Origin of the sequence: Halalkalicoccus sp. CG83 (assembly GCF_037081715.1) — an archaeon.
GTDB lineage: Archaea > Halobacteriota > Halobacteria > Halobacteriales > Halalkalicoccaceae > Halalkalicoccus > Halalkalicoccus ordinarius.
In genome coordinates, this window is sequence record NZ_JAZDDH010000001.1 from 1,592,021 (window position 1) to 1,610,348 (window position 18,328).

The following is an 18,328-nucleotide window of genomic DNA, read 5'->3' on the forward strand; positions in this document are numbered from 1 at the left end:
CGGGGAAACCCTCTCCCCTACGGGTGTGTGAACGTGGGGCGCTGACGAGCGCTCGTTCGGTCGTTTCCTCGATCGGTCGAGAGTGGAAGGCGATCCGCGTGAACGCCTAGAGTTCGATCCGGTCGGTCTCGGAGGTGCTGTTGCCGTCGGCGTCGGTGACCGTGAGTGTGACGTCGTAGGTCTCGCCGCGGCCGTCGCGCTCGCGAAGTTCGTGTTCGCCCTCGGCCCCGTCTCCGCTTACCGACGAGGTTTCCGAGTCCACCTCATCGCCGTCGAGTTCCAGCACCGATTCGACCGTCTCGAGTGCGTCGTCCGAGACCGCCCAGTCGACCTCGACGCGCGCCCAACGCGGGTTACTGGCGTCGGTCAGTTCGAACCGATCGATCGCGGGCGCGGACGTCTCCTCGCCTCCGTCGTTCTCGATTCCGATCGCCGCCGCCACGTCGACCAGTCCGTTGCCCTGTTCGGTGTCGTCGAGCCCGACGTCCTCGGCGGTCGCGTTCAGTCGGTCCCGCGCCCCCTCGTGGGTGTAGTCCTCCCCCATGAGCTGTGCGCCGGCACCCGAGACGTGTGGACAGGCCATCGACGTGCCGTCGTAGCGATCGTAGCCGTCGCCCGGGAGTGAGGAGAGCACGTTCACGCCGGGTGCCGCGAGTTCGACCTCCTCGCCGCGCGAGGAGAAACTCGCGACGTCGTCGTTCTCGTCGGTGGCGCTCACGGCGATGCACTCCTCGTAGGCGGCCGGGTATCCGACACTACCCGGCCGCGGGCCGTCGTTACCGGCCGCTGCGACGAGGAGGGTACCGCTCCCGTAGGCGTACTCGCAGGCGTCCCGGACGACGGACGAATCGCCGCCGCCGAGGCTGAGGCTTCCGACGTCGATCTCCTCGTCCGCCGTCCACTCGATACCGGCCGCGACGTCGGACCACGTGCCGCTTCCGTCCTCGTCGAGTACCTTCACCGCATAGAGATCGGCCTCGACGCTGGTGCCGACGACGCCGACCCCGTTGTCGAGCGCGTTTGCGGTCCCCGCACAGTGAGTGCCATGTCCGTTGTCGTCGCCCCACTCGTCCGCGCAGTCGGCGTCACCGTCGGGGCAGTCGACGAAGTTTCGCCCGCCGACCACGTTCTCGTCGAGCGTCTCGTGTTCCTGGTCGATCCCGGTGTCGATGATCGAGACGCTCGCGCCGCCGCCGGTCTCGTCCTCGTGATGTGCGACGTCGGCATCGACCCGGTCGATGCCCCAGGGGAGCACCTGCTCCTCGCTGGGATCGCCGCCGTCCTCGTCGGTCGCGTGACCGATCGCTTCGACCTCCCCTTCGGCCTCGACGTACCGTACGTTCGGGTTGTTCCTCAGCCCCTCAAGCGCCTCCTCGGGGAACCACCCCGAGACGGCCTGACCGACGGGGCCGAAGTCCAGGACGCGATAAACCTCGTCCGCGGCGTCGCGAGCGACGTCTGCCCGCCCAGGTTCGATCCCGACGATGTACCGATCGAGCGGACCCCGCGGCTGTGCACCAGCTGGCCGCCCGGCGACCACCCCGACCGTCCCACCGCCCATCAGTTTCAGCAGCCACCTTCGCGTGATGATGTCTGTCATGGCACTTCGAGTCGGTGATGTTCACTTCCATTATTAAATTTTTCTTATTATTGAGCGATAAATACGCAGACACGCCCGAAACGGCCCCGTATCGCCTCCTACGGACGGGTCGTCGAACACCGTGGTCGCTAAACCGCTCGGCTCCCAACCCCGGACGATGAGCGAGCCGGAGCGAGCGCCGTCCACCGACCTCGACGCCGCCCGCGAGACGCTGACCGACTGGTACGAGGAGGGCCATCGCGAGTTTCCCTGGAGACGGACCGACGATCCCTACGAGATCCTCGTCAGCGAGGTGATGAGCCAGCAGACCCAGCTCGAACGCGTCGAGGAGGCCTGGGGGGCGTTTCTCGAGCGCTGGCCAACCACTGAGAAACTCGCGGCGGCCGACCGCTCGGAGGTGGTCGGCTTCTGGAGCGACCACCGGCTCGGTTACAACAACCGCGCGAAGTACCTCCACGAGGCCGCCCGGCAGATAGAGGAGGAGTTCGACGGCGAGTTCCCGCGGACGCCCGACGAACTCCAGGAGCTCCAGGGCGTCGGCCCCTACACCGCGAACGCCGTCGCGAGCTTCGCGTTCAACGCCGGCGACGCCGTGGTCGACACCAACGTCAAACGCGTCCTCCATCGGGCGTTCGACGTCCCCGACGACGATGCGGCCTTCGAGGAGGCGGCGAACGAGCTCATGCCCGAGGGCGAGTCGCGCATCTGGAACAACGCGATCATGGAACTAGGCGGCGTGGTCTGCCGGAAGACGCCCCGCTGTGACGAGGAGCCGTGTCCGTGGCGCGAGCACTGTCATGCCTACGAGACCGGCGACTTCACCGCGCCCGACGTCCCCACGCAGCCGAGCTTCGAGGGGAGTCGCCGCCAGTTCCGGGGACGGATCGTCCGCACTCTGGGCGAACACGGGCCGACCCCCCTCGACGAGCTCGGCCCGCGGATCCGCGTCGATTACGCTCCCGCCGGCGAGTACGGACGCGAGTGGCTCAGGGGGTTGCTCGCCGACCTGTCCGACGAGGGGCTGATCGAAATCGAAGAACACGAAGACGACACTATCACGCGTCTCCGTCACTAGTCGGTCGTCCTACTGAGGACGGGATGGAACGGGTCTCGTCATATCCGATCCAGAATGCGGAAATTTTCATTCCACTGTGGTACTCGTGTCTACCTATTAGCCCTCCGGAATCGGAAAAGGATAGTTGTGAGACGTTATCAAGGCCCCGAATGGCTCTCGTCCACCACTCGTCCGGGAACTACGGCGAGGTCCGTCACTCCCCGTTTTCTCACCGGGGTTCCCAATGAAACACACCTTTCACTGCATGTCGACAACCGATGAGCGATGCCAGGACTGCTCGTCTCTCTCGTTCTCGTGATCGTCGCGGTACTCGTCATCTGGAAGGGAAGCGAACGCTTCGAGCGATCCGCCGAGCGCCTCAGTAAGCATTACGGCTTACCGATCGCCGTCCACGGTGCCATCGTTGTCGCCGTCGGATCGAGCTTTCCAGAGATCAGTTCCATCGTCATCAGTACGGTCCTCCACGACGAGTTCTCCCTGGGTGTCGGAGCCATCGTCGGGAGCGCGATCTTCAACCTGCTCGTTATCCCGGCTCTCTCGGCGCTGTCCAGCGAGAACCTCGAAGCGACCCGCGATATCATCCACAAAGACGCGCAGTTCTACGTCATCAGCGTCCTCGTTCTGTTCATAACGTTCGCACTCGGTGCGACCTACGTTCCGGGGGGAACGAACAGCGCCGCCATCCTGACACCGACGCTGGTGCTCCTTCCGCTTGCCACGTACGGAATCTACGTCTTTCTCCATCAGCAGGACGCCAGCGAACACGTCGCTGACGACTCTCTCGACGTGAATCCGGTTCGAGAGTGGGGAACACTCGCGGTGGCGCTGCTCGTCATTGCTGCCGGCGTCGAGGGCATCGTCCGCGCCGCCCTCTCGCTCGGAACGATCTTCGGCACGCCGAGTTTCCTGTGGGGACTGACCGTCATCGCGGCCGGAACGAGTCTGCCCGACGCGTTCGTCAGCGTTCGTGCCGCCCAAAACGACGACAGCGTCACCAGCCTCACCAACGTCCTCGGGAGCAACACGTTCAACCTGCTGGTCGCGATCCCCGTCGGCGTCCTCCTGGCAGGGTCGGCGACCATCAGCTTCCTCGCGGCGATCCCGACGATGGGCTTTCTCGCGTTCGCGACGCTCGTGTTCATCGTCTTTACGCGGACCCACCTCGAACTCACCGACCGCGAGGCGTACGGCTTTCTGGGGCTGTACGGGCTGTTCCTCCTCTGGATGACGCTCGAATCGATCGGCGCCATCGAGACCGTGCGGGGAATCTGACCGGCGTTGGGGGATCGGATCCGTCGCTCGAGAGGGTTCCGTGGTGGCCGTCGTTCAGTTCGACGGCTCCGGCGACCGGCCGAACGCGACGGAGATGACGACTGAGCCGGAAGACGATCCAGTTACGGCAGAAGGGGTTTTAGCACCGGGAGGCGACGTCTCACGCATGCAGCGACCACACGTCGTGGCGATCGCCGGCAGCCTCCGCGAGCGGAGCAACACCCGACGGGCGCTCGAGGAGGCGCTCGCCGGCGTCGAGGAGGCCGGCGGGTCGGGCGAACTGATCGACCTGCGCGAGTACGACCTGCCGGCGTTGAACCCCGACGAGGAGCCCGGCGAGGACGCGGAGGCGTTCACCACCCGAATCCGCGCAGCCGACGCCGTCCTCCTGGGAACGCCGATGTACCACGGCTCGTACTCGGGCGTGCTGAAGAACGCGCTCGACTACTGCGGGTTCGACGAGTTCGAGAGCAAGACGGTGGGACTGCTCGCGGTCTCGGGTGGGGCGTTCCCGATCACCGCCCTCGAACACCTCCGGTCGGTCTGCCGGGCGCTCAACGCATGGGTGCTCCCCCACCAGGCCGCCGTCCCGCGTGCACACGGCGCGTTCGACGACGAGGGCTTGAAGGACGAGGGCACCCGCGAACGCGTCAGGACCCTCGGCGAGCGCGCGGTCCGGTACGCCAACATCGAACCCGATCCGGCGTGCTTCGAGAGCACCCAGAACGTCGGCGCGAAGGCGAGAGCGAACACGGACGACTAGCGCTCCGAGACGTGTCGCAACCGTCATACCTACTGTGGGGCCTACTCCGACCGTGACACAGTGGGTCGAGAACCCGACCGGCGGACGCGACCGTGGACCGCGCGCGATCGTTCGAGCGTGGCTCGAGGCGGTCGTCCGACCGCGACGCTTCTTCCCGGTCGGGGTCGCGCCGGGCGATCAGGCGCCCGGACTGGTGTTCGCGGTCGGGGTCGTGCTGGTCGCCTCGCTGCTGCGGCTCGCGCTCGCCGGCGAGACGGTCTTCGGGACCCCCTATCCGACCTTCGGCGGCCGGCGAGTTCTCTCGGTGGTGCTCGTGCTCGCGCTGCTGGCCTCGCTCGTCGCCCCGCTGGTTCTACACCTCGTCGCGGCCGTCCAGACCCTTCTCCTACTGGCGTTCGCTCCCGATCGCGCGGGCGTGAGCGAGACCGTGCAGGTGATCGGTTACGCGACCGCACCCTGCGTGTTCGTCGGCGTGCCCTCGCCGTTCGTGGTGGCCCTCGCCGCGGGATACGGAACGGCGCTGCTGGCGATCGGAACCGCCGAGATCCACCGGCTCTCGCTCGTCCGTGCGGCGGCGTTGAGCGCGATCCCGGCGGCGATCGTCTTCGGGCTCGGCTTCGGCGGGTTCGACGCGCTCGAGACCCTCCTGTGGACCCGGGGGATTTAGTCGCGGGGGCCGAAGGACGGGCATGCTCACGCTCCAACTCGACTCGTTCGACTTCGAACTCAAGGAGGGCGCGATCAAGAACGTCGGTCCCGCGAACAAGAGCGCGACCGCGAAGCTGTTCGACGTCGAGGAGTGCGAGGCCCGCGAGTTCGGCGACAAACGAGTCAAGTGCGTCTTCGAGGACGGCGAGGGCAACGAGCTCCAGATCGCGTTGTTCCCCGAACAGGCCCGAGAGCTCCGCGAGGGGATCGAGGCGCTCGAGGTCGAGGGTCGAGCGTTCGACTGAGAGCGTTTCGACAACCGTTTTAGTGCGGGACCACTCTCATCGTGCAAATGGGTACGTGTATCATCTGTGGCACTCCGGTCGACGGAGTGGTCTGTCGTTCGCACGAAGAGGACGTCGCGTTTCAGTTCGCCGGCGACCGTCCGGAACAGCTCACCACCGGCCGATTCTACGAGGGAACCGTCGACGGCTTCGCCGACTTCGGCGTGTTCGTCGACGTCGGCGACTCCGTCACCGGCCTGCTACATCGAAGCGAACTCGACACGCGCCTCGAGAGCCTCGACTGGGACGCGGGCGATACCGTCTTCGTCCAGGTGACCGGCGTCCAGGACAACGGCAACGTCGATCTGGCGTGGTCGATCCGCCAGTCCGTCGCGGAGTTCCGCGGCGAGGCGATCGACGACCCCGAGGGAGATCGCCTCCCCGAGGACGAGGAACTCCCGCAGGACGACTCCGAGTCATCGGCCGACGACGGTCCCGAACCCGAGTCCTCGACGGTCGCCACCGAGAGCGAGTCCGAGCCCGAGCCCGAACCTGAACCGGAGCCGGAGTCCGAGACCGAGGCCGAGTCGGAGACCACCACCGAGCCCGAGCCCGAATCCGAGACCGCCTCGACGAACGGCGGCTCACCCACCGGGGTCGTCAGTGCCGATCCGATCGAGTCGGGTCCGCCCGAACGGATCACCGTCGAAGGGATGGCCGACTCGGTCGGCGAGCGGGTTCGCATCGAGGGGCGCGTGGTCGACGTCCGACAGACCGGCGGGCCGACGATCTTCGAGGTCCGCGACGAGACCGGCGTCGCCGAGTGCGCGGCGTTCGAGGAGGCCGGCGTCCGCGCGTATCCCGAGGTAGACGTCGGCGATCTAGTCCGACTGACGGGCGAGGTCGAGAAACGGTACGACGGCCTGCAGATCGAGACCGAGTCGCTCGACGTGCTGACCGAGGCGGATGCCGAGACGGTTACCGAGCGGCTCGACGACGCGCTGGCCGCACAGGCACACCCCGGCGAGATCGAGCTTCTGACCGACGACTCGGCCGTCGCGCCGCTTCGAGACGCAGTCGCCGGCGCCGCGGGAGCGATCCGACGAGCGGTGATCGAGTCGCGCCCGATCGTGCTCCGACACACGGCCACCGCCGACGGCTACGTCGCCGGCGTGGCGATCGAACGGGCCGTGCTGCCGTTGATCCGCGAGGAGCACGACCGCTCGGACGCCGAGTACCACTACTTCGACCGCCAGCCGCTCGACGGCGAGGACTACGACATGGCCGCCGCGACCAGCGACGTCACCCGGATGCTCGACAACCGGGCGCGCCACGGCGAGAAGCTGCCGCTGGTCGTGCTCGTCGACGCGGGGAGCACCGCGGAGTCCGCCGACGGCATCGAGCTGCTCGACGTCTACGACGTCGAACGGCTGGTGATCGACGACGAGGCCGCCTTCGAGACCCGCGACCTCGTCGAGACCGGCGTCGTTCCCGAGGAGCCCTCGGCGGCGACCACCACGACGCTCGCCGCGAACGTCGCCGCCGGCGTCCACGAACCGGCGCGCGAGGAGATCTCCCACCTGCCGGCGGTGAGCTACTGGGAGGAGGCGCCGGAGGCGTACCTCGAGCTCGCAGCCGAGGCCGGCTACGACGCCGAGACGGTCCGCGAGCTGCGCGAGGCGGTCGCGCTGGAGGCGTACTACCAGTCCTACGAGGACAAGCGCGAGCTGATCGCAGACCTGCTGTTCGCCGGTGACGACGACGTCCGGAGCCTCGCCTCCCACGTCAGCGAGCAGTTCCGCGCGAAGCTCGACGAGGAGATCGAGACGGTCCGGACCCACATCGACGTCCGCGAGCACGACGGCGTGGACGTCGCCGTCCTCGACACCGACGCCTTCACCCACCGCTTCGACTTCCCGCCGACGGCGCTGCTGCTCGACGCGCTCCACCGCGATCTTCGGGACGAGCACGACCGGCTCGTGACGATCGGCGTCGACGAGGCGGAGCTCCAGATCCGGAGCACCGAGGCGATCGACGTGCGCGAACTGGGCGAGCGCGTCGGCGAACGCGTTCCGGAGGCCGGCGTCGTCACCGCGGGCGTGCGCCGCGGTCGGCTCGCCTTCCTGATCGGCGAGCGCGACGCGGTCGGCGAGGCGGCGATCGAGGTCGCCGCCGAACTGGCGGCGTAGACGGAGGCCGACATCCTTATTCCGTACAGTCACGGAGGTTCGACGACCCAATGAGCACCGACGCCGAGGACGACCCCACCGAGACGGAGGCGTTCGAGCGGACCTGCGAGGAGCTCGTCTCCCGCGTGCTCTCCGGCGACGTCGAGCGCGAGGACGTCGAGTCCGCCAAGCTCGAGGTCTGCTCGGAGTTCTCCTCGCCGAAGGTGCCGACGAACGCGGACGTCCTCTCGCACGCGCCCCAGGAGCGACGCGAGGAGGCCGAAGCGGTGCTCAGACGGAAGCCCGTCCGCACCGCATCGGGGGTCTCGCCGGTAGCGATCATGACCTCGCCGCATATGTGTCCCCACGGGAAGTGTCTCTACTGTCCCGGCGGGCCCGCGAGCGAGTTCGACAGCTCCCAGAGCTACACCGGCCACGAGCCCGCCGCCGCGCGCGGCGAGCAGAACGACTACGACCCCTACGGGCAGGTCACCCTGCGGCTCGCACAGCTACGCGAGATCGGCCATCCCGTCGACAAGGTCGAACTGATCCTGATGGGCGGGACGATGACCGCCCGTTCTCACGACTATCAGGAGCACTTCGTCAAGCGGGCGCTCGAGGCGATGAACGACTTCGATCGCGAGGATCCTCCAGAGCCCGCGGAGGGCGAGAGCTTCGCTCAGGACCCCGAGGACTACGAGTTTCGGTACCTAGAGGACGTGATCGCCGAGAACGAGACGGGCGAGATCCGCAACATCGGCACCACCTTCGAGACCAAGCCCGACTGGTGCGATCCGGAGCAGATCGACCGGATGCTCCGACTCGGCGGGACGAAGGTCGAGGTGGGCGTCCAGACCACCTACGAACGGATCAACCGGGAGATGCACCGCGGCCACGGCGCGGGCGCGTCGATCGACGCCAACCGCCGGCTGCGCGACGCCGCGTTCAAGGTGGGCTTTCACATGATGCCCGGTCAGCCGGGCATGAGCCTCGACATGTGCCGGGAGGACTTCCGTCAACTGTTCTCGGACCCGAACTGGCGTCCCGACTACCTCAAGATCTACCCGAACCTGATCGTCCGCGGAACCCGGACCTACGACATGTGGCGCCGCAACGAGTTCGAGCCGCTCACGAACGAGCAGGCCGCGGAGCTGGTCGCCGAGATCAAGTCGATGATCCCCAAATACGTCCGCCTCCAGCGGGTGCAGCGCGACATCCCCGCGGACTTCATCGACGCGGGCGTCTGGAAGTCGAACCTCCGACAGCTCGCACGCCAGCGGATGGAGGAACACGGCTGGACGTGTGACTGCATCCGCTGTCGGGAGGTCGGCATGAACGACGCCGAGCCCGAGTCGGTCGAGCTCGACGTCCTCGAGTACGAGGCCGCGGGCGGCACCGAGAAGTTCATCAGCTTCGAGGACCCCGAGAACGACCTCCTGATCGGCTTCTGTCGGCTCCGGTTTCCGGGCATCTCCCCGAGCGAAGCGAGGGGAGACTCGTCGGACTCGTCCGACGGTGAGCCGGTACGGCACGAACTCGAGAACGCCGCCCTCGTCCGGGAGCTCCACGTCTACGGTAACGAGGTCGGCGTCGGCGGCGAGGGCGAACGTGCCGACTGGCAGCACAAGGGCTACGGCGGCCGGCTGATGGAGACCGCGGAGGAGCTCGCTCGCGAGGCGGGCTTCGAGAAGGTGAGCGTCATCAGCGGGATCGGCGCGCGCGAGTACTATCGGAACAAGCTCGGCTACCACCAGGACGGCCCGTACGTCTCGAAACGGCTGTAGAACGTCCGTCGATCGACGTTCGGCGACCGTGGGCGGCCGACACAGGGATCGATCCACCGGCTCACTGGTCCGTGATATGACCTGTCGGTCGTAGAAACGGTTAAGCTCTCAGCGGCCTATTAGAGGGGTACTGAACACTCACTTCGTGAGCGGTCAGCGAGGATAATCAATGTCAAACGTAATCCACAGTGTACGGTGTAGCGGGACGAACACCGACGGAGGCTGGCGATGATCAGCGAGGCCGTCGGCTATCTCAAGGAGAGCGAGGACGCCTCGAGAACGGTGATCATCGGCGGGATCCTCACGCTGTTCGGGTTCCTCATCGTGCCGCTGTTCGCGGTCGCGGGCTATCTGGTTCGCGTCCTCGATCGGACCGCGAGCGGTGACGACGAGGCCCCGGTCTTCGAGGACTGGGGCGAGTTGATCGTGGAGGGTGCGAAGGCGACCGCAATCGCGTTCGTCTACGCGCTCGTCCCGATGGCCGTGCTGTTCGCCGCCGGCCTGAGCGGTATGGTGCTCGGCTCGACCGGCAGCAACGCTCTCGGCGCGATCGGCGGGATCGGCGTCTTCGTCGGCATGCTGCTCTGGCTCGGACTGAGCCTGGCCGCAGTCTACGCCGCTCCCGCGGCGCTCGCGAACTTCGCCGAGAAGCGGACCCTCGCCGCCGGCTTCGAGGTCGAGACCATGCGACGCGTGCTGGTCGATAAGACCTACGCGACCGGCTGGCTGACGGCGCTCCTCGTCATCATCGTCGGCGGTGTCGTCTCGAGCCTGCTCAACGTGATCCCGATCCTCGGGTTCATCGCCAGCGCGTTCGTGGGCTTCTACGTCGCGGTGACGGCCTACTACGTCATCGGCCACACCTGGGGCCAGATCGAACACGCCCCCGTTCGGGAACAGCCCGAACCCGTAGGACAGGTCCAGATCTGAACGGGGCGTAATCGCCCCGAATCCGTGATTTTTCGACCGATTGCTCTCGTGGCGACCGTTCGAGCCGTTCGTTCTCCGAACGACCATTGATGTGAGTCGGGGACGTGCATCCAGCCATGAGCGAGGACACCGTCTTCGAGTTCGAGTCGTCCCGAACGCGCGTCGAGATCGCCGCCTACCTCCGAGCGCTGGCCGGGGAGTTCGACGGCGACGGGCCCGTGACCTTCCGCGACGGCGAGTACGTCGCCAGGGTCACCCCGCCCGAGACCGCGACGTTCGACGTCGAGGTCGAACGCGAGCACGGGGACGACGGAAGCGAGCTCCAGATCGAACTCGAGATCGAGTGGGAGGAGGGAGAGGAGACGAGCGCCGAGCGTCTCGAGGAACCCCCTGAACCCGAAGTCGGGATCGAGTTCGCGGCCGAGAGCGACGACCGTCCCGAGCCGAGCCAGGGCCACTTCGAGGTCTACGAGGACCGCGCGGGCCAGTGGCGGTGGCGGCTCGTCCACCGCAACGGCAACATCATCGCCGACGGCGGCGAGGGCTACGCATCGAAACGCAACGCGATCAGGGGGTTGCGAGGCGTCCAGCACAACGCCCCCGGCGCGGGGATCGAGGAGCTGGACTGACGGGAGGTAGCTTTTTCTCCCGAAACGAGCTATTCTCGCTATGGACGAGGACGGGCCCCGCGAACGCCTCCGGGAGAACGCGACGGCCGTCGCCTCGACCGTCGTGACGGGGGTCTGGCTCGCGGCGCTGCTGACCGGGCAGGGCTGGTGGCTCGGAGCGCTGATCCTCGGTTACGTGGTCGTCGTCCCGGTCGTCGCGGTGCTGTACGGCGACGAGGACGACCGGCGCGAGTGGTGGGACGACTGGGTTGGCAACGGTTCGGACGCGAACGAACGCGAACACCAACGCCAGCGCGCCGATCCGCGAGCCGAGCGCGACGCGCTCGAGACGCTCCGCGATCGGTACGCCCGAGGGGAGCTCACCGACGAACAGTTCGAACGCAAGCTGGAGAAGCTGCTCGAGACCGAGACGCTCGAGGCCGTCGAGGACCGCCGGCTCGAACGCGAACGTGCGCGCTGAGACGACAACGACACGCCTTTTCCTCGCGGCCCGCGAGTACCCACATGGACCGGAAACGGGAGCTGACCAGCATCGATCTCGCGGCGCTGGTCGGCGAGCTCAACGATTACGAGGGGGCGAAGGTCGACAAGGCCTACCTCTACGGCGACGATCTCCTCCGCCTGAAGCTGCGGGACTTCGACCGCGGGCGAGTCGAGCTCCTGATCGAGGTCGGCGAGACCAAACGCGCCCACGTCGCCGTCCCCGAACACGTCCCCGACGCGCCGGGGCGGCCGCCGGACTTCGCGAAGATGATGCGAAACCGGCTCTCGGGCGCCGACTTCGCGGGCGTCTCCCAGTACGAGTTCGACCGCATCCTCAGCTTCGAGTTCGAGCGCGAGGACGCGAACACCACGATCGTCGCGGAGCTGTTCGGCCAGGGTAACATCGCCGTCTGTGACGAGACGCGCCACGTCGTCGACTCGCTCGACACCGTCCGGCTGAAGTCCCGGACCGTCGCGCCGGGTTCGCGCTACGAGTTCCCCGACTCCCGGATCAACCCCCTCGCCGTGGAGTTCGAGCCGTTCGCCGCGCGGATGCGCGAGTCCGACACCGACCTCGTGCGTACGCTCGCCACCCAGCTCAACCTCGGCGGGCTCTACGCCGAGGAGCTCTGCACCCGTGCGGGCGTCGAGAAGACCGTTCCGGTCGAGGACGCGACCGACGAGCAGCTGAGCCGGCTCTACGACGCGCTCGATCGGCTCGCGCGCGAGGTCCGCGAGCGGCGCTTCGATCCGCGGATCTACCTGAACGACGAGGGCGAACCGGTCGACGTGACGCCGTTCCCCCTCGAGGAACGCGCCGATCTCGAGAGCGAGGCCTACGACCGGTTCAACGACGCGCTCGACGACTACTTCTACCGTCTCGAGACCGCCGAGGACGAGGAGACCGACGAGAGCCCCGAGTTCGACGAGGAGATCGCGAAGAAACAGCGAATCATCGAGCAACAGGAGGGCGCGATCGAGGGGTTCGAACGGCAGGCTCAGGAGGAGCGAGAACGCGCCGAACTCGTCTACGCCAACTACGAGTTGGTCGACGAGATCCTCACGACGGTCAGGAACGCCCTCAAGGAGGGGCGGAGCTGGGACGAGATCGAGGCGACCTTCGAGGAGGGTGCCGAGCGGGGGATCGACGCCGCGGAAGCCGTCACCGGCGTCGACCCGGAAAACGGCATGGTGACGGTCGATCTGGGCGAGAAGAGCGTCGACCTCGAGGTCCGAAGCGGCGTCGAGAAGAACGCGGATCGCCTCTACACCGAGGCCAAGCGGATCGAGGGCAAGAAGGAGGGCGCCGAGGAGGCGATCGCGGAGACCCGCGAGGAACTCGAGGCGGTACGGGAGCGAAAGGCACAGTGGAGCGCGGAGGACGTCGAGGACGACGAGGAGCCCGAGGAGGTCGACTGGCTCTCGCGCTCGTCGATCCCGGTCCGAAAGAACGAGCAGTGGTACGAACAGTTCCGGTGGTTCCACACGAGCGACGACTTCCTCGTCATCGGGGGGCGAAACGCCGACGAGAACGAGGCGCTGGTGAAGAAGTACCTCGATCGTGGCGATCGCTTCTTCCACACACAGGCCCACGGCGGTCCCGTTACGGTGCTGAAGGCGACGGGACCGAGCGAGCCCGCAAAGGAGGTCGACTTTCCCGAATCGAGCATCCGGGAGGCCGCGCAGTTCGCGGTGTCGTACTCGTCGGTCTGGAAGGAGGGGCGGTTCGCCGACGACGCCTACTCCGTCGATCCGGATCAGGTCTCGAAGACGCCCGAGAGCGGCGAGTTCATCGAGAAGGGCGGGTTCGTGATCCGCGGCGATCGAACCTACCACCGCGACGTCGAGGTGGGCATCGCGGTGGGGATCACCTGCGAGCCGACCACGCGGGTGATCGGAGGACCGCCCTCCGCGATCCTCCCGCGCGCGGAGACCGCCGTCGAGGTCGAACCCGGTCGCTACGCCCAGAACGACATGGCCAAACGGATCTACCGCGTCTTTCGGGAGCGCTTCGACGACACCACGTTCGTCCGCAAGGTGGCGAGCCCGGACCTGATCCAGGAGTTCCTGGCGCCCGGCGGCAGCCGCATGGTCGACGAATGAGCGCGGGCGCGTCCCCGCGGCCGCACGACGGGCGAGAGCCATGCTAGGCGACGCCCTCGAGTATCCGACCCGTGGCGAGGACGCACCCACGACCGTCCTCGTCGGCGGGCTGTTGCCGCTGTTCGCGGTCCTGATCGGGGTCGTCGGCCTGCTGCTCTCGGTCCTGCTGGTCGGACTCGTACTGCTCCCGCTCGCGGCCGTGCCCGGGATCGTCCTGCTCGGTTACTACGTCGCCGTCCTCCGCGCGGTCGGCGACGGCGAGGGCAACCCGCCGCGCTTTCGCGGGTGGCGACGCCTGCTGCTCGACGGCCTCCGGCATCTCGCGATCACCGTCGTCTACGCGGTCCCCCTCGTTCTCCTGCTCGGGCTGTTCCTCGGAGTCGTCGCCGCGGGCGGAGCGGCGAGCAGCGACGCCGCCGAGGTCGCCGTCTCGCTCGCCGCCGTCGTCGTCGGCGGGCTCACGGTCTGTTACCTGCTCGCGTTCGCGTACGTCCGCCCGCTCGCGCTCGCGAACTTCGCCCGCGAGGGTCGGCTGAGGGCGGCGTTCGACCTCGAAACGCTCCGAGCCGCCGGGCTCTCGAGGGCGTACGCGCTCGCCTGGCTGCTGGCAGTGCCCGTCTGGTTCGTCGGGGGCGCCCTCGAGGGGACGTTCTCGTTCGTACTGGTGGGCTTCTTCGTCGGCTTCTACGCCGACGTAGTCAGGTACTACCTCTACGCGCGCGGACTCCGGACGGCGCTCGACGGGGCCGATCCGACGCCGGCGGAGGACGAACCGGCGGGACCGGCTCGCCGGCCCGTTTCCCGTACGGTGCTTCCCGAGCTCGAGGAACCGGAGACGTTCGCCGCCCGGACCCGCTCGGTCGACCACGAACGAGGGTGGACCGACTGGGAAACCGACCGACGGGACTGAACGCCGATGCGCGAACTCCTTCGCTATCCGACCCGGGGTGAGCACGCCGAGGAGGCGCTGCTGGTCGGCTGGATCTGTCTGTTCGCCCACTCCCAGTTCCTCCCGGTGCTCCCGCTGGTTCCCGCGATCGGTTATCTGGTCCTGATACTGCGCTCGACCCTCGACGGCGAGGCGACCCCGCCCGCCGTGCCGTGGGCGATCGTTCGGCGAGGTGCGGTCGGCTCGCTCCTCCTGACCGGCTACGGCCTGGTCCCGGTCGTCGTCGGCGCGATCACGCTCGAACTCGCGGGGAGCGCGACGCTCGATCCGGAGGCCGGCGACTCGCTGTTCTTCCTGGCCGGGTCGACCGTGACGCTGTTCGTGCTGCTGGGTTTCCTCTACGTCATCCCGATCGCGCTCTGTGGCTACGCCCGCGAGGGGATCGGCGGAGCACTTCCGGGTTGGAGGTTCACGAGGATCGCCGGCCACGGCGCCTACTTCGTCGGCTGGACGGCCTCGTTGGTCGGCCTCGCAATCGGCTGGCTGCTCGGCGAGGCGATCGTCTCGCTGCCGGTTCTCGGACCCGTCCTCGTGGCGCTCTGGTGGTGGTACGTCCCGCTCGTCTGTGCGCGTCGGATCGGTCTCGCGTACGCGGCGACCTGGTGAGCACAATCAGCAGCCACTTACTCCACGGCCGTCCAAGTCACGAGCATGCAGATCAAGAGCAGACAGCCCGCCGAGGGTGCCGCGGAGCGGCTCACGCTCGTCCCCGAGCATCTCGACGATCTGTGGCATCTCACCTACGTGCTCGAGCCCGGTGATCTGGTCTCCGCGGACACGACCCGGCGAATCCAGCGCAACGACGACCAGATGCGCGACACCGGCGGCGAGCGCGAACCCATGCGGGTGACGATCTCGGTCGAGGACGTCGAGTTCCACAAGTTCGCGAACCGCCTCAGGGTGGGCGGCGAGATCACCTGGGCCTCCCGTGAGGACCAACTGGGCCACCACCACACGCTCAACGTCGAGGAGCACGACGAACTCGAGGTCGAGAAGGTGCTGAAGGCCGACCAGCGAGAGCGCCTCGAGGAGGCCGAGGAGGCCGCGGAGAACCCCGACGTGGCGATCGTCACCGTCGAGGAGGGCGAGGCGTACGTCCACACCGTCGCCCAGTACGGCACCGAGGAGCGCGCCTCGATCACCGGGCCGACCGGCAAGGGCGAGTACGCCCGCGCGCGTTCGGAGCTGTTCGAGGAGATCGCGGCCGCCCTCTCGCGGATGGACGTCGACGCGATCATCCTCGCGGGGCCGGGGTTCACCAAGCAGGACGCCTACGACTACATCGAGGAGAACGCCGCCGACCTGGTCGAGCGGATCACGCTGGTCGACACCTCGGGCGTCGGCGATCGCGGGGTTCACGAGGTGTTGAAGCGAGGTGCGGTCGAGGACGTCCAGGCCGAGACCCGCATCGCCCGCGAGGCCGAGCTCATCGACGAGCTCACCCGGCGGATCGGCGAGGGCGCGAAGGCGACCTACGGGGTCGAGGAGACCGCCGAGGCCGCCGAGTTCGGCGCGGTCGAACGGCTGTTGATCCTCGACGAGCGACTCCGCGAGGAGCGCGGCGGTTCGGGCGACTGGGAGCTCGACGTCAACGACCTGATCACCACCGTCGAGCAGAAGGGCGGCGAGGTAACCGTGTTCTCGAGCGAGTTCGCCCCCGCCGAGCAGCTCAGAAACCTCGGCGGCGTCGCCGCGTTGCTTCGCTACCGGCTCAACTGATACCGACATCGGAAGATCTAGTGGACCGATACATACCTTTTCTTAGCAAATTACTAAGCCGATTCGTACCCATGGTAATACGCTATGGCATCCGAAGAGAAACAACACGGCAGCGGCAGCGTCGAACCGGGCGATACGAGCCAGCGCGTCGGGATGGAGGTCATCCGCGAGCGCGGGGGCGACCCCGAGGAGATCCGCGAGAAGCTGATCGACGCCATCGGCGCGGAGTTCACCACCTACTACTACTACACCAACCTCCGAACCCACCTCGCCGGAAACGAGGACTACAAGGAGATCACTGAGGACGCGCGCCTCGAGGACCGCGCGCACTTCGAGCTCGTGATGCCGCGGGTCTACGAGCTCGACGGCATGATCCCCAACGACATCCGCGACTTCGCGGACCGCGCGTCGTGTCCCGACGCCAACCTGCCCGAGGATCCGACGCCCGAGAACATCCTCGAGGTGCTACTGGAGGCCGAGCGATGTGCGATCCGCACCTGGAGCGAGGTCTGTGACATGACCCGCGAGTGCGACCCCCGCACCTACGACATGGCCCAGCGCATCCTCCAGGAGGAGATGGACCACGAGGCGTGGTTCATCGAGCTGCTCAGCATGGAGCGCGACGGCGAGGTCAACCCCGCGGGCCACTTCGTCCGCGGCGAGCCCGGCGACGCGCCCTACTCCAAGAACAACCCCTTCAACGAGAGCGCCTAAGCGTTCGAATTCACGCGGCTCACCGCGCCCGCTTTCCCACCCTTTTTCGCACGCCGATCCCAACCCTCGTCGATGGGAGAAACGACGTACAGCGTGGAGATCGTCGTACCCGAGGACGCCGACTCGGAACGCGCCGGAGAGGTCGTCGAGATCGAGGTCGGAGAGGAGGAGTACGTGCTCGCGGCCGCACGAAACGAGGGGCTGTGGCTGCCCGCGGACTGCCAGCAGGGCTGGTGTACCACCTGTGCCGCGGAGCTGCTGGAGGGCGAGGTCGACCAGTCCGACGCCAAACGGTACTACGAGGTCGACGACGACGAGGACATGACCCTCATCTGTACCGCCAAACCTCGTTCGGATCTACGGATCCGCTCCCACCAGCACCGAGAGATGCTCGAACACCGTGCCGAGTACGACAAGCCGCCGGGGAAGTCGAAGCTCGGCTGATCACGTCCCGAGACGCTCAGCTGATCGTCACGCTCAGTCCGTCGTCCGCGATCCGGACGTCGCCGTCGTAGTGCTCTCCGACCGACTCCAGCATCTCCTCGTGTCGTCCCTCCGTGTGCGGGTAGAGGTGCGTGATGTAGACCCGACCGATCTCGTGGCCGGCGAGGGTCTCGCCGAGCTCGGCGGGCGTCGGGTGGCCCGAGACGTCGACGTCGTCGGGGAACGAACAGTCGTGGACCAGGACGGCGGAGTCCTCGGCGAAGCTCGCGAGCCCCTCGAACGCCTCGCTGTCGCCGCTGAACGTGAACAGGTCGTCGAACCGATAGGCCAGACAGTACATCGAGTGGCGCGTCTCGTAGCCCTCGACCTCGAAGCCGGCGACCTCGAAGTCGTGCGGGCCGACCTCCCGAACCGTGAGGTCGAGGCGGTCCTGCATGTACTCGTGGACGTCCAGCAGGCCGTCGATGAGCGACTCCGTCCCCTCCGGGCCGACGATCTCGAGGTGCTCCTCGCCGGCGAGCCAGCGGGCCTTCATCAGCGGCATGAGGTCGGCGACGTGATCGAGGTGGTGGTGGGTCAACAGCAGCGAGGAGACGCCCTCGTAGCCGACGTCCGTTCGCGCGAGACCGTGGAGGACGCCGCTGCCGCAGTCGACGAGCAGTCGCCGACCGCCGTCGCTCAACAGCAGCCCGGTCTGTGAACGCTCGCCGGTGGGCATCGCGCTGCCCGTTCCGAGGAAGGTGATGCGCATGCGAACGTCTGC

Annotated in this window: 18 protein-coding genes; 16 read left to right on the forward strand and 2 right to left on the reverse strand. The window is 67.5% G+C overall.

The features are described from left to right. Nucleotides 1-106: 106 nt before the first annotated feature. Complete coding sequence (locus V0Z78_RS08235; RefSeq protein ID WP_336344150.1) at nucleotides 107-1,600, reverse strand: S8 family peptidase; 1,494 nt, start codon at nucleotides 1,598-1,600, stop codon at nucleotides 107-109. 157 nt (nucleotides 1,601-1,757) lie between these two features. Between V0Z78_RS08235 and V0Z78_RS08240 the strand changes: the two genes are divergently transcribed. From V0Z78_RS08240 to V0Z78_RS08315, 16 genes are all read left to right on the forward strand, one after another. Then, nucleotides 1,758-2,675 carry an HhH-GPD family protein gene (locus tag V0Z78_RS08240; protein WP_336344151.1) on the forward strand — a complete coding sequence of 306 codons (918 nt, stop codon included), beginning with the start codon at nucleotides 1,758-1,760 and terminating at the stop codon, nucleotides 2,673-2,675. Between the two features lie 264 nt (nucleotides 2,676-2,939). Further along, nucleotides 2,940-3,947 carry a sodium:calcium antiporter gene (locus tag V0Z78_RS08245; protein ID WP_336344152.1) on the forward strand — a complete coding sequence of 336 codons (1,008 nt, stop codon included), beginning with the start codon at nucleotides 2,940-2,942 and terminating at the stop codon, nucleotides 3,945-3,947. Between the two features lie 166 nt (nucleotides 3,948-4,113). Next, nucleotides 4,114-4,710: an NADPH-dependent FMN reductase gene (locus V0Z78_RS08250; RefSeq protein ID WP_336344153.1), complete on the forward strand. Its 597-nt coding sequence runs from the start codon at nucleotides 4,114-4,116 to the stop codon at nucleotides 4,708-4,710. A gap of 52 nt (nucleotides 4,711-4,762) precedes the next feature. Further along, on the forward strand, nucleotides 4,763-5,377 hold the full coding sequence (locus tag V0Z78_RS08255) for a YIP1 family protein (RefSeq protein WP_336344154.1): 615 nt from the start codon (nucleotides 4,763-4,765) through the stop codon (nucleotides 5,375-5,377). Between the two features lie 22 nt (nucleotides 5,378-5,399). After that, the gene (locus V0Z78_RS08260) at nucleotides 5,400-5,663 is read left to right on the forward strand and encodes a hypothetical protein (RefSeq protein ID WP_336344155.1); all 264 of its coding nucleotides are present in this window, start codon (nucleotides 5,400-5,402) and stop codon (nucleotides 5,661-5,663) included. A 47-nt stretch (nucleotides 5,664-5,710) separates the two neighbouring features. Continuing rightward, nucleotides 5,711-7,831, forward strand: a complete 2,121-nt coding sequence (locus tag V0Z78_RS08265) for a DHH family phosphoesterase (RefSeq protein ID WP_336344156.1) — start codon at nucleotides 5,711-5,713, stop codon at nucleotides 7,829-7,831. Between the two features lie 50 nt (nucleotides 7,832-7,881). Next, nucleotides 7,882-9,594: a tRNA uridine(34) 5-carboxymethylaminomethyl modification radical SAM/GNAT enzyme Elp3 gene (locus tag V0Z78_RS08270; protein WP_336344157.1), complete on the forward strand. Its 1,713-nt coding sequence runs from the start codon at nucleotides 7,882-7,884 to the stop codon at nucleotides 9,592-9,594. A gap of 228 nt (nucleotides 9,595-9,822) precedes the next feature. Continuing rightward, on the forward strand, nucleotides 9,823-10,524 hold the full coding sequence (locus V0Z78_RS08275; RefSeq protein ID WP_336344158.1) for a DUF4013 domain-containing protein: 702 nt from the start codon (nucleotides 9,823-9,825) through the stop codon (nucleotides 10,522-10,524). A gap of 116 nt (nucleotides 10,525-10,640) precedes the next feature. Beyond that, nucleotides 10,641-11,153 (forward strand): HVO_2922 family protein, encoded by a 513-nt coding sequence (locus tag V0Z78_RS08280; protein WP_336344159.1) that lies wholly within the window; start codon nucleotides 10,641-10,643, stop codon nucleotides 11,151-11,153. A 40-nt stretch (nucleotides 11,154-11,193) separates the two neighbouring features. Next, complete coding sequence (locus V0Z78_RS08285) at nucleotides 11,194-11,613, forward strand: SHOCT domain-containing protein (protein ID WP_336344160.1); 420 nt, start codon at nucleotides 11,194-11,196, stop codon at nucleotides 11,611-11,613. A 44-nt stretch (nucleotides 11,614-11,657) separates the two neighbouring features. After that, nucleotides 11,658-13,739: a ribosome rescue protein RqcH gene (rqcH, locus tag V0Z78_RS08290; RefSeq protein WP_336344161.1), complete on the forward strand. Its 2,082-nt coding sequence runs from the start codon at nucleotides 11,658-11,660 to the stop codon at nucleotides 13,737-13,739. A 40-nt stretch (nucleotides 13,740-13,779) separates the two neighbouring features. Then, the gene (locus V0Z78_RS08295; RefSeq protein WP_336344162.1) at nucleotides 13,780-14,649 is read left to right on the forward strand and encodes a DUF4013 domain-containing protein; all 870 of its coding nucleotides are present in this window, start codon (nucleotides 13,780-13,782) and stop codon (nucleotides 14,647-14,649) included. A gap of 6 nt (nucleotides 14,650-14,655) precedes the next feature. After that, nucleotides 14,656-15,294 (forward strand): DUF4013 domain-containing protein, encoded by a 639-nt coding sequence (locus tag V0Z78_RS08300; RefSeq protein ID WP_336344163.1) that lies wholly within the window; start codon nucleotides 14,656-14,658, stop codon nucleotides 15,292-15,294. A 45-nt stretch (nucleotides 15,295-15,339) separates the two neighbouring features. Then, nucleotides 15,340-16,407, forward strand: a complete 1,068-nt coding sequence (locus V0Z78_RS08305; RefSeq protein WP_336344164.1) for an mRNA surveillance protein pelota — start codon at nucleotides 15,340-15,342, stop codon at nucleotides 16,405-16,407. An 84-nt stretch (nucleotides 16,408-16,491) separates the two neighbouring features. Then, a complete protein-coding gene (dps, locus tag V0Z78_RS08310; RefSeq protein WP_336344165.1) occupies nucleotides 16,492-17,121 on the forward strand; it encodes a DNA protection during starvation protein in 630 nt (209 codons plus the stop codon). Between the two features lie 72 nt (nucleotides 17,122-17,193). Next, a complete protein-coding gene (locus tag V0Z78_RS08315) occupies nucleotides 17,194-17,565 on the forward strand; it encodes a 2Fe-2S iron-sulfur cluster-binding protein (RefSeq protein ID WP_336344166.1) in 372 nt (123 codons plus the stop codon). Nucleotides 17,566-17,581: 16 nt separating this feature from the next. On the opposite strand, the gene V0Z78_RS08320 is transcribed toward V0Z78_RS08315, so the two are convergent. Then, the gene (locus V0Z78_RS08320; RefSeq protein WP_336344167.1) at nucleotides 17,582-18,316 is read right to left on the reverse strand and encodes an MBL fold metallo-hydrolase; all 735 of its coding nucleotides are present in this window, start codon (nucleotides 18,314-18,316) and stop codon (nucleotides 17,582-17,584) included. Nucleotides 18,317-18,328 lie beyond the last annotated feature (12 nt).

Excerpts from the sequence above, each read along its gene's own strand:
- rqcH (WP_336344161.1), top strand. The coding sequence starts at position 11,658 with ATGGACCGGAAACGGGAGCTGACCAGCATCGATCTCGCGGCGCTGGTC.
- V0Z78_RS08250 (WP_336344153.1), top strand. The coding sequence starts at position 4,114 with ATGCAGCGACCACACGTCGTGGCGATCGCCGGCAGCCTCCGCGAGCGG.
- V0Z78_RS08320 (WP_336344167.1), bottom strand. The coding sequence starts at position 18,316 with ATGCGCATCACCTTCCTCGGAACGGGCAGCGCGATGCCCACCGGCGAG.
- V0Z78_RS08280 (WP_336344159.1), top strand. The coding sequence starts at position 10,641 with ATGAGCGAGGACACCGTCTTCGAGTTCGAGTCGTCCCGAACGCGCGTC.
- V0Z78_RS08270 (WP_336344157.1), top strand. The coding sequence starts at position 7,882 with ATGAGCACCGACGCCGAGGACGACCCCACCGAGACGGAGGCGTTCGAG.
- V0Z78_RS08240 (WP_336344151.1), top strand. The coding sequence starts at position 1,758 with ATGAGCGAGCCGGAGCGAGCGCCGTCCACCGACCTCGACGCCGCCCGC.
- V0Z78_RS08275 (WP_336344158.1), top strand. The coding sequence starts at position 9,823 with ATGATCAGCGAGGCCGTCGGCTATCTCAAGGAGAGCGAGGACGCCTCG.
- V0Z78_RS08245 (WP_336344152.1), top strand. The coding sequence starts at position 2,940 with ATGCCAGGACTGCTCGTCTCTCTCGTTCTCGTGATCGTCGCGGTACTC.
- V0Z78_RS08260 (WP_336344155.1), top strand. The coding sequence starts at position 5,400 with ATGCTCACGCTCCAACTCGACTCGTTCGACTTCGAACTCAAGGAGGGC.
- V0Z78_RS08285 (WP_336344160.1), top strand. The coding sequence starts at position 11,194 with ATGGACGAGGACGGGCCCCGCGAACGCCTCCGGGAGAACGCGACGGCC.
- V0Z78_RS08265 (WP_336344156.1), top strand. The coding sequence starts at position 5,711 with ATGGGTACGTGTATCATCTGTGGCACTCCGGTCGACGGAGTGGTCTGT.
- V0Z78_RS08315 (WP_336344166.1), top strand. The coding sequence starts at position 17,194 with ATGGGAGAAACGACGTACAGCGTGGAGATCGTCGTACCCGAGGACGCC.
- V0Z78_RS08305 (WP_336344164.1), top strand. The coding sequence starts at position 15,340 with ATGCAGATCAAGAGCAGACAGCCCGCCGAGGGTGCCGCGGAGCGGCTC.
- V0Z78_RS08235 (WP_336344150.1), bottom strand. The coding sequence starts at position 1,600 with ATGACAGACATCATCACGCGAAGGTGGCTGCTGAAACTGATGGGCGGT.
- dps (WP_336344165.1), top strand. The coding sequence starts at position 16,492 with ATGGCATCCGAAGAGAAACAACACGGCAGCGGCAGCGTCGAACCGGGC.
- V0Z78_RS08300 (WP_336344163.1), top strand. The coding sequence starts at position 14,656 with ATGCGCGAACTCCTTCGCTATCCGACCCGGGGTGAGCACGCCGAGGAG.
- V0Z78_RS08295 (WP_336344162.1), top strand. The coding sequence starts at position 13,780 with ATGCTAGGCGACGCCCTCGAGTATCCGACCCGTGGCGAGGACGCACCC.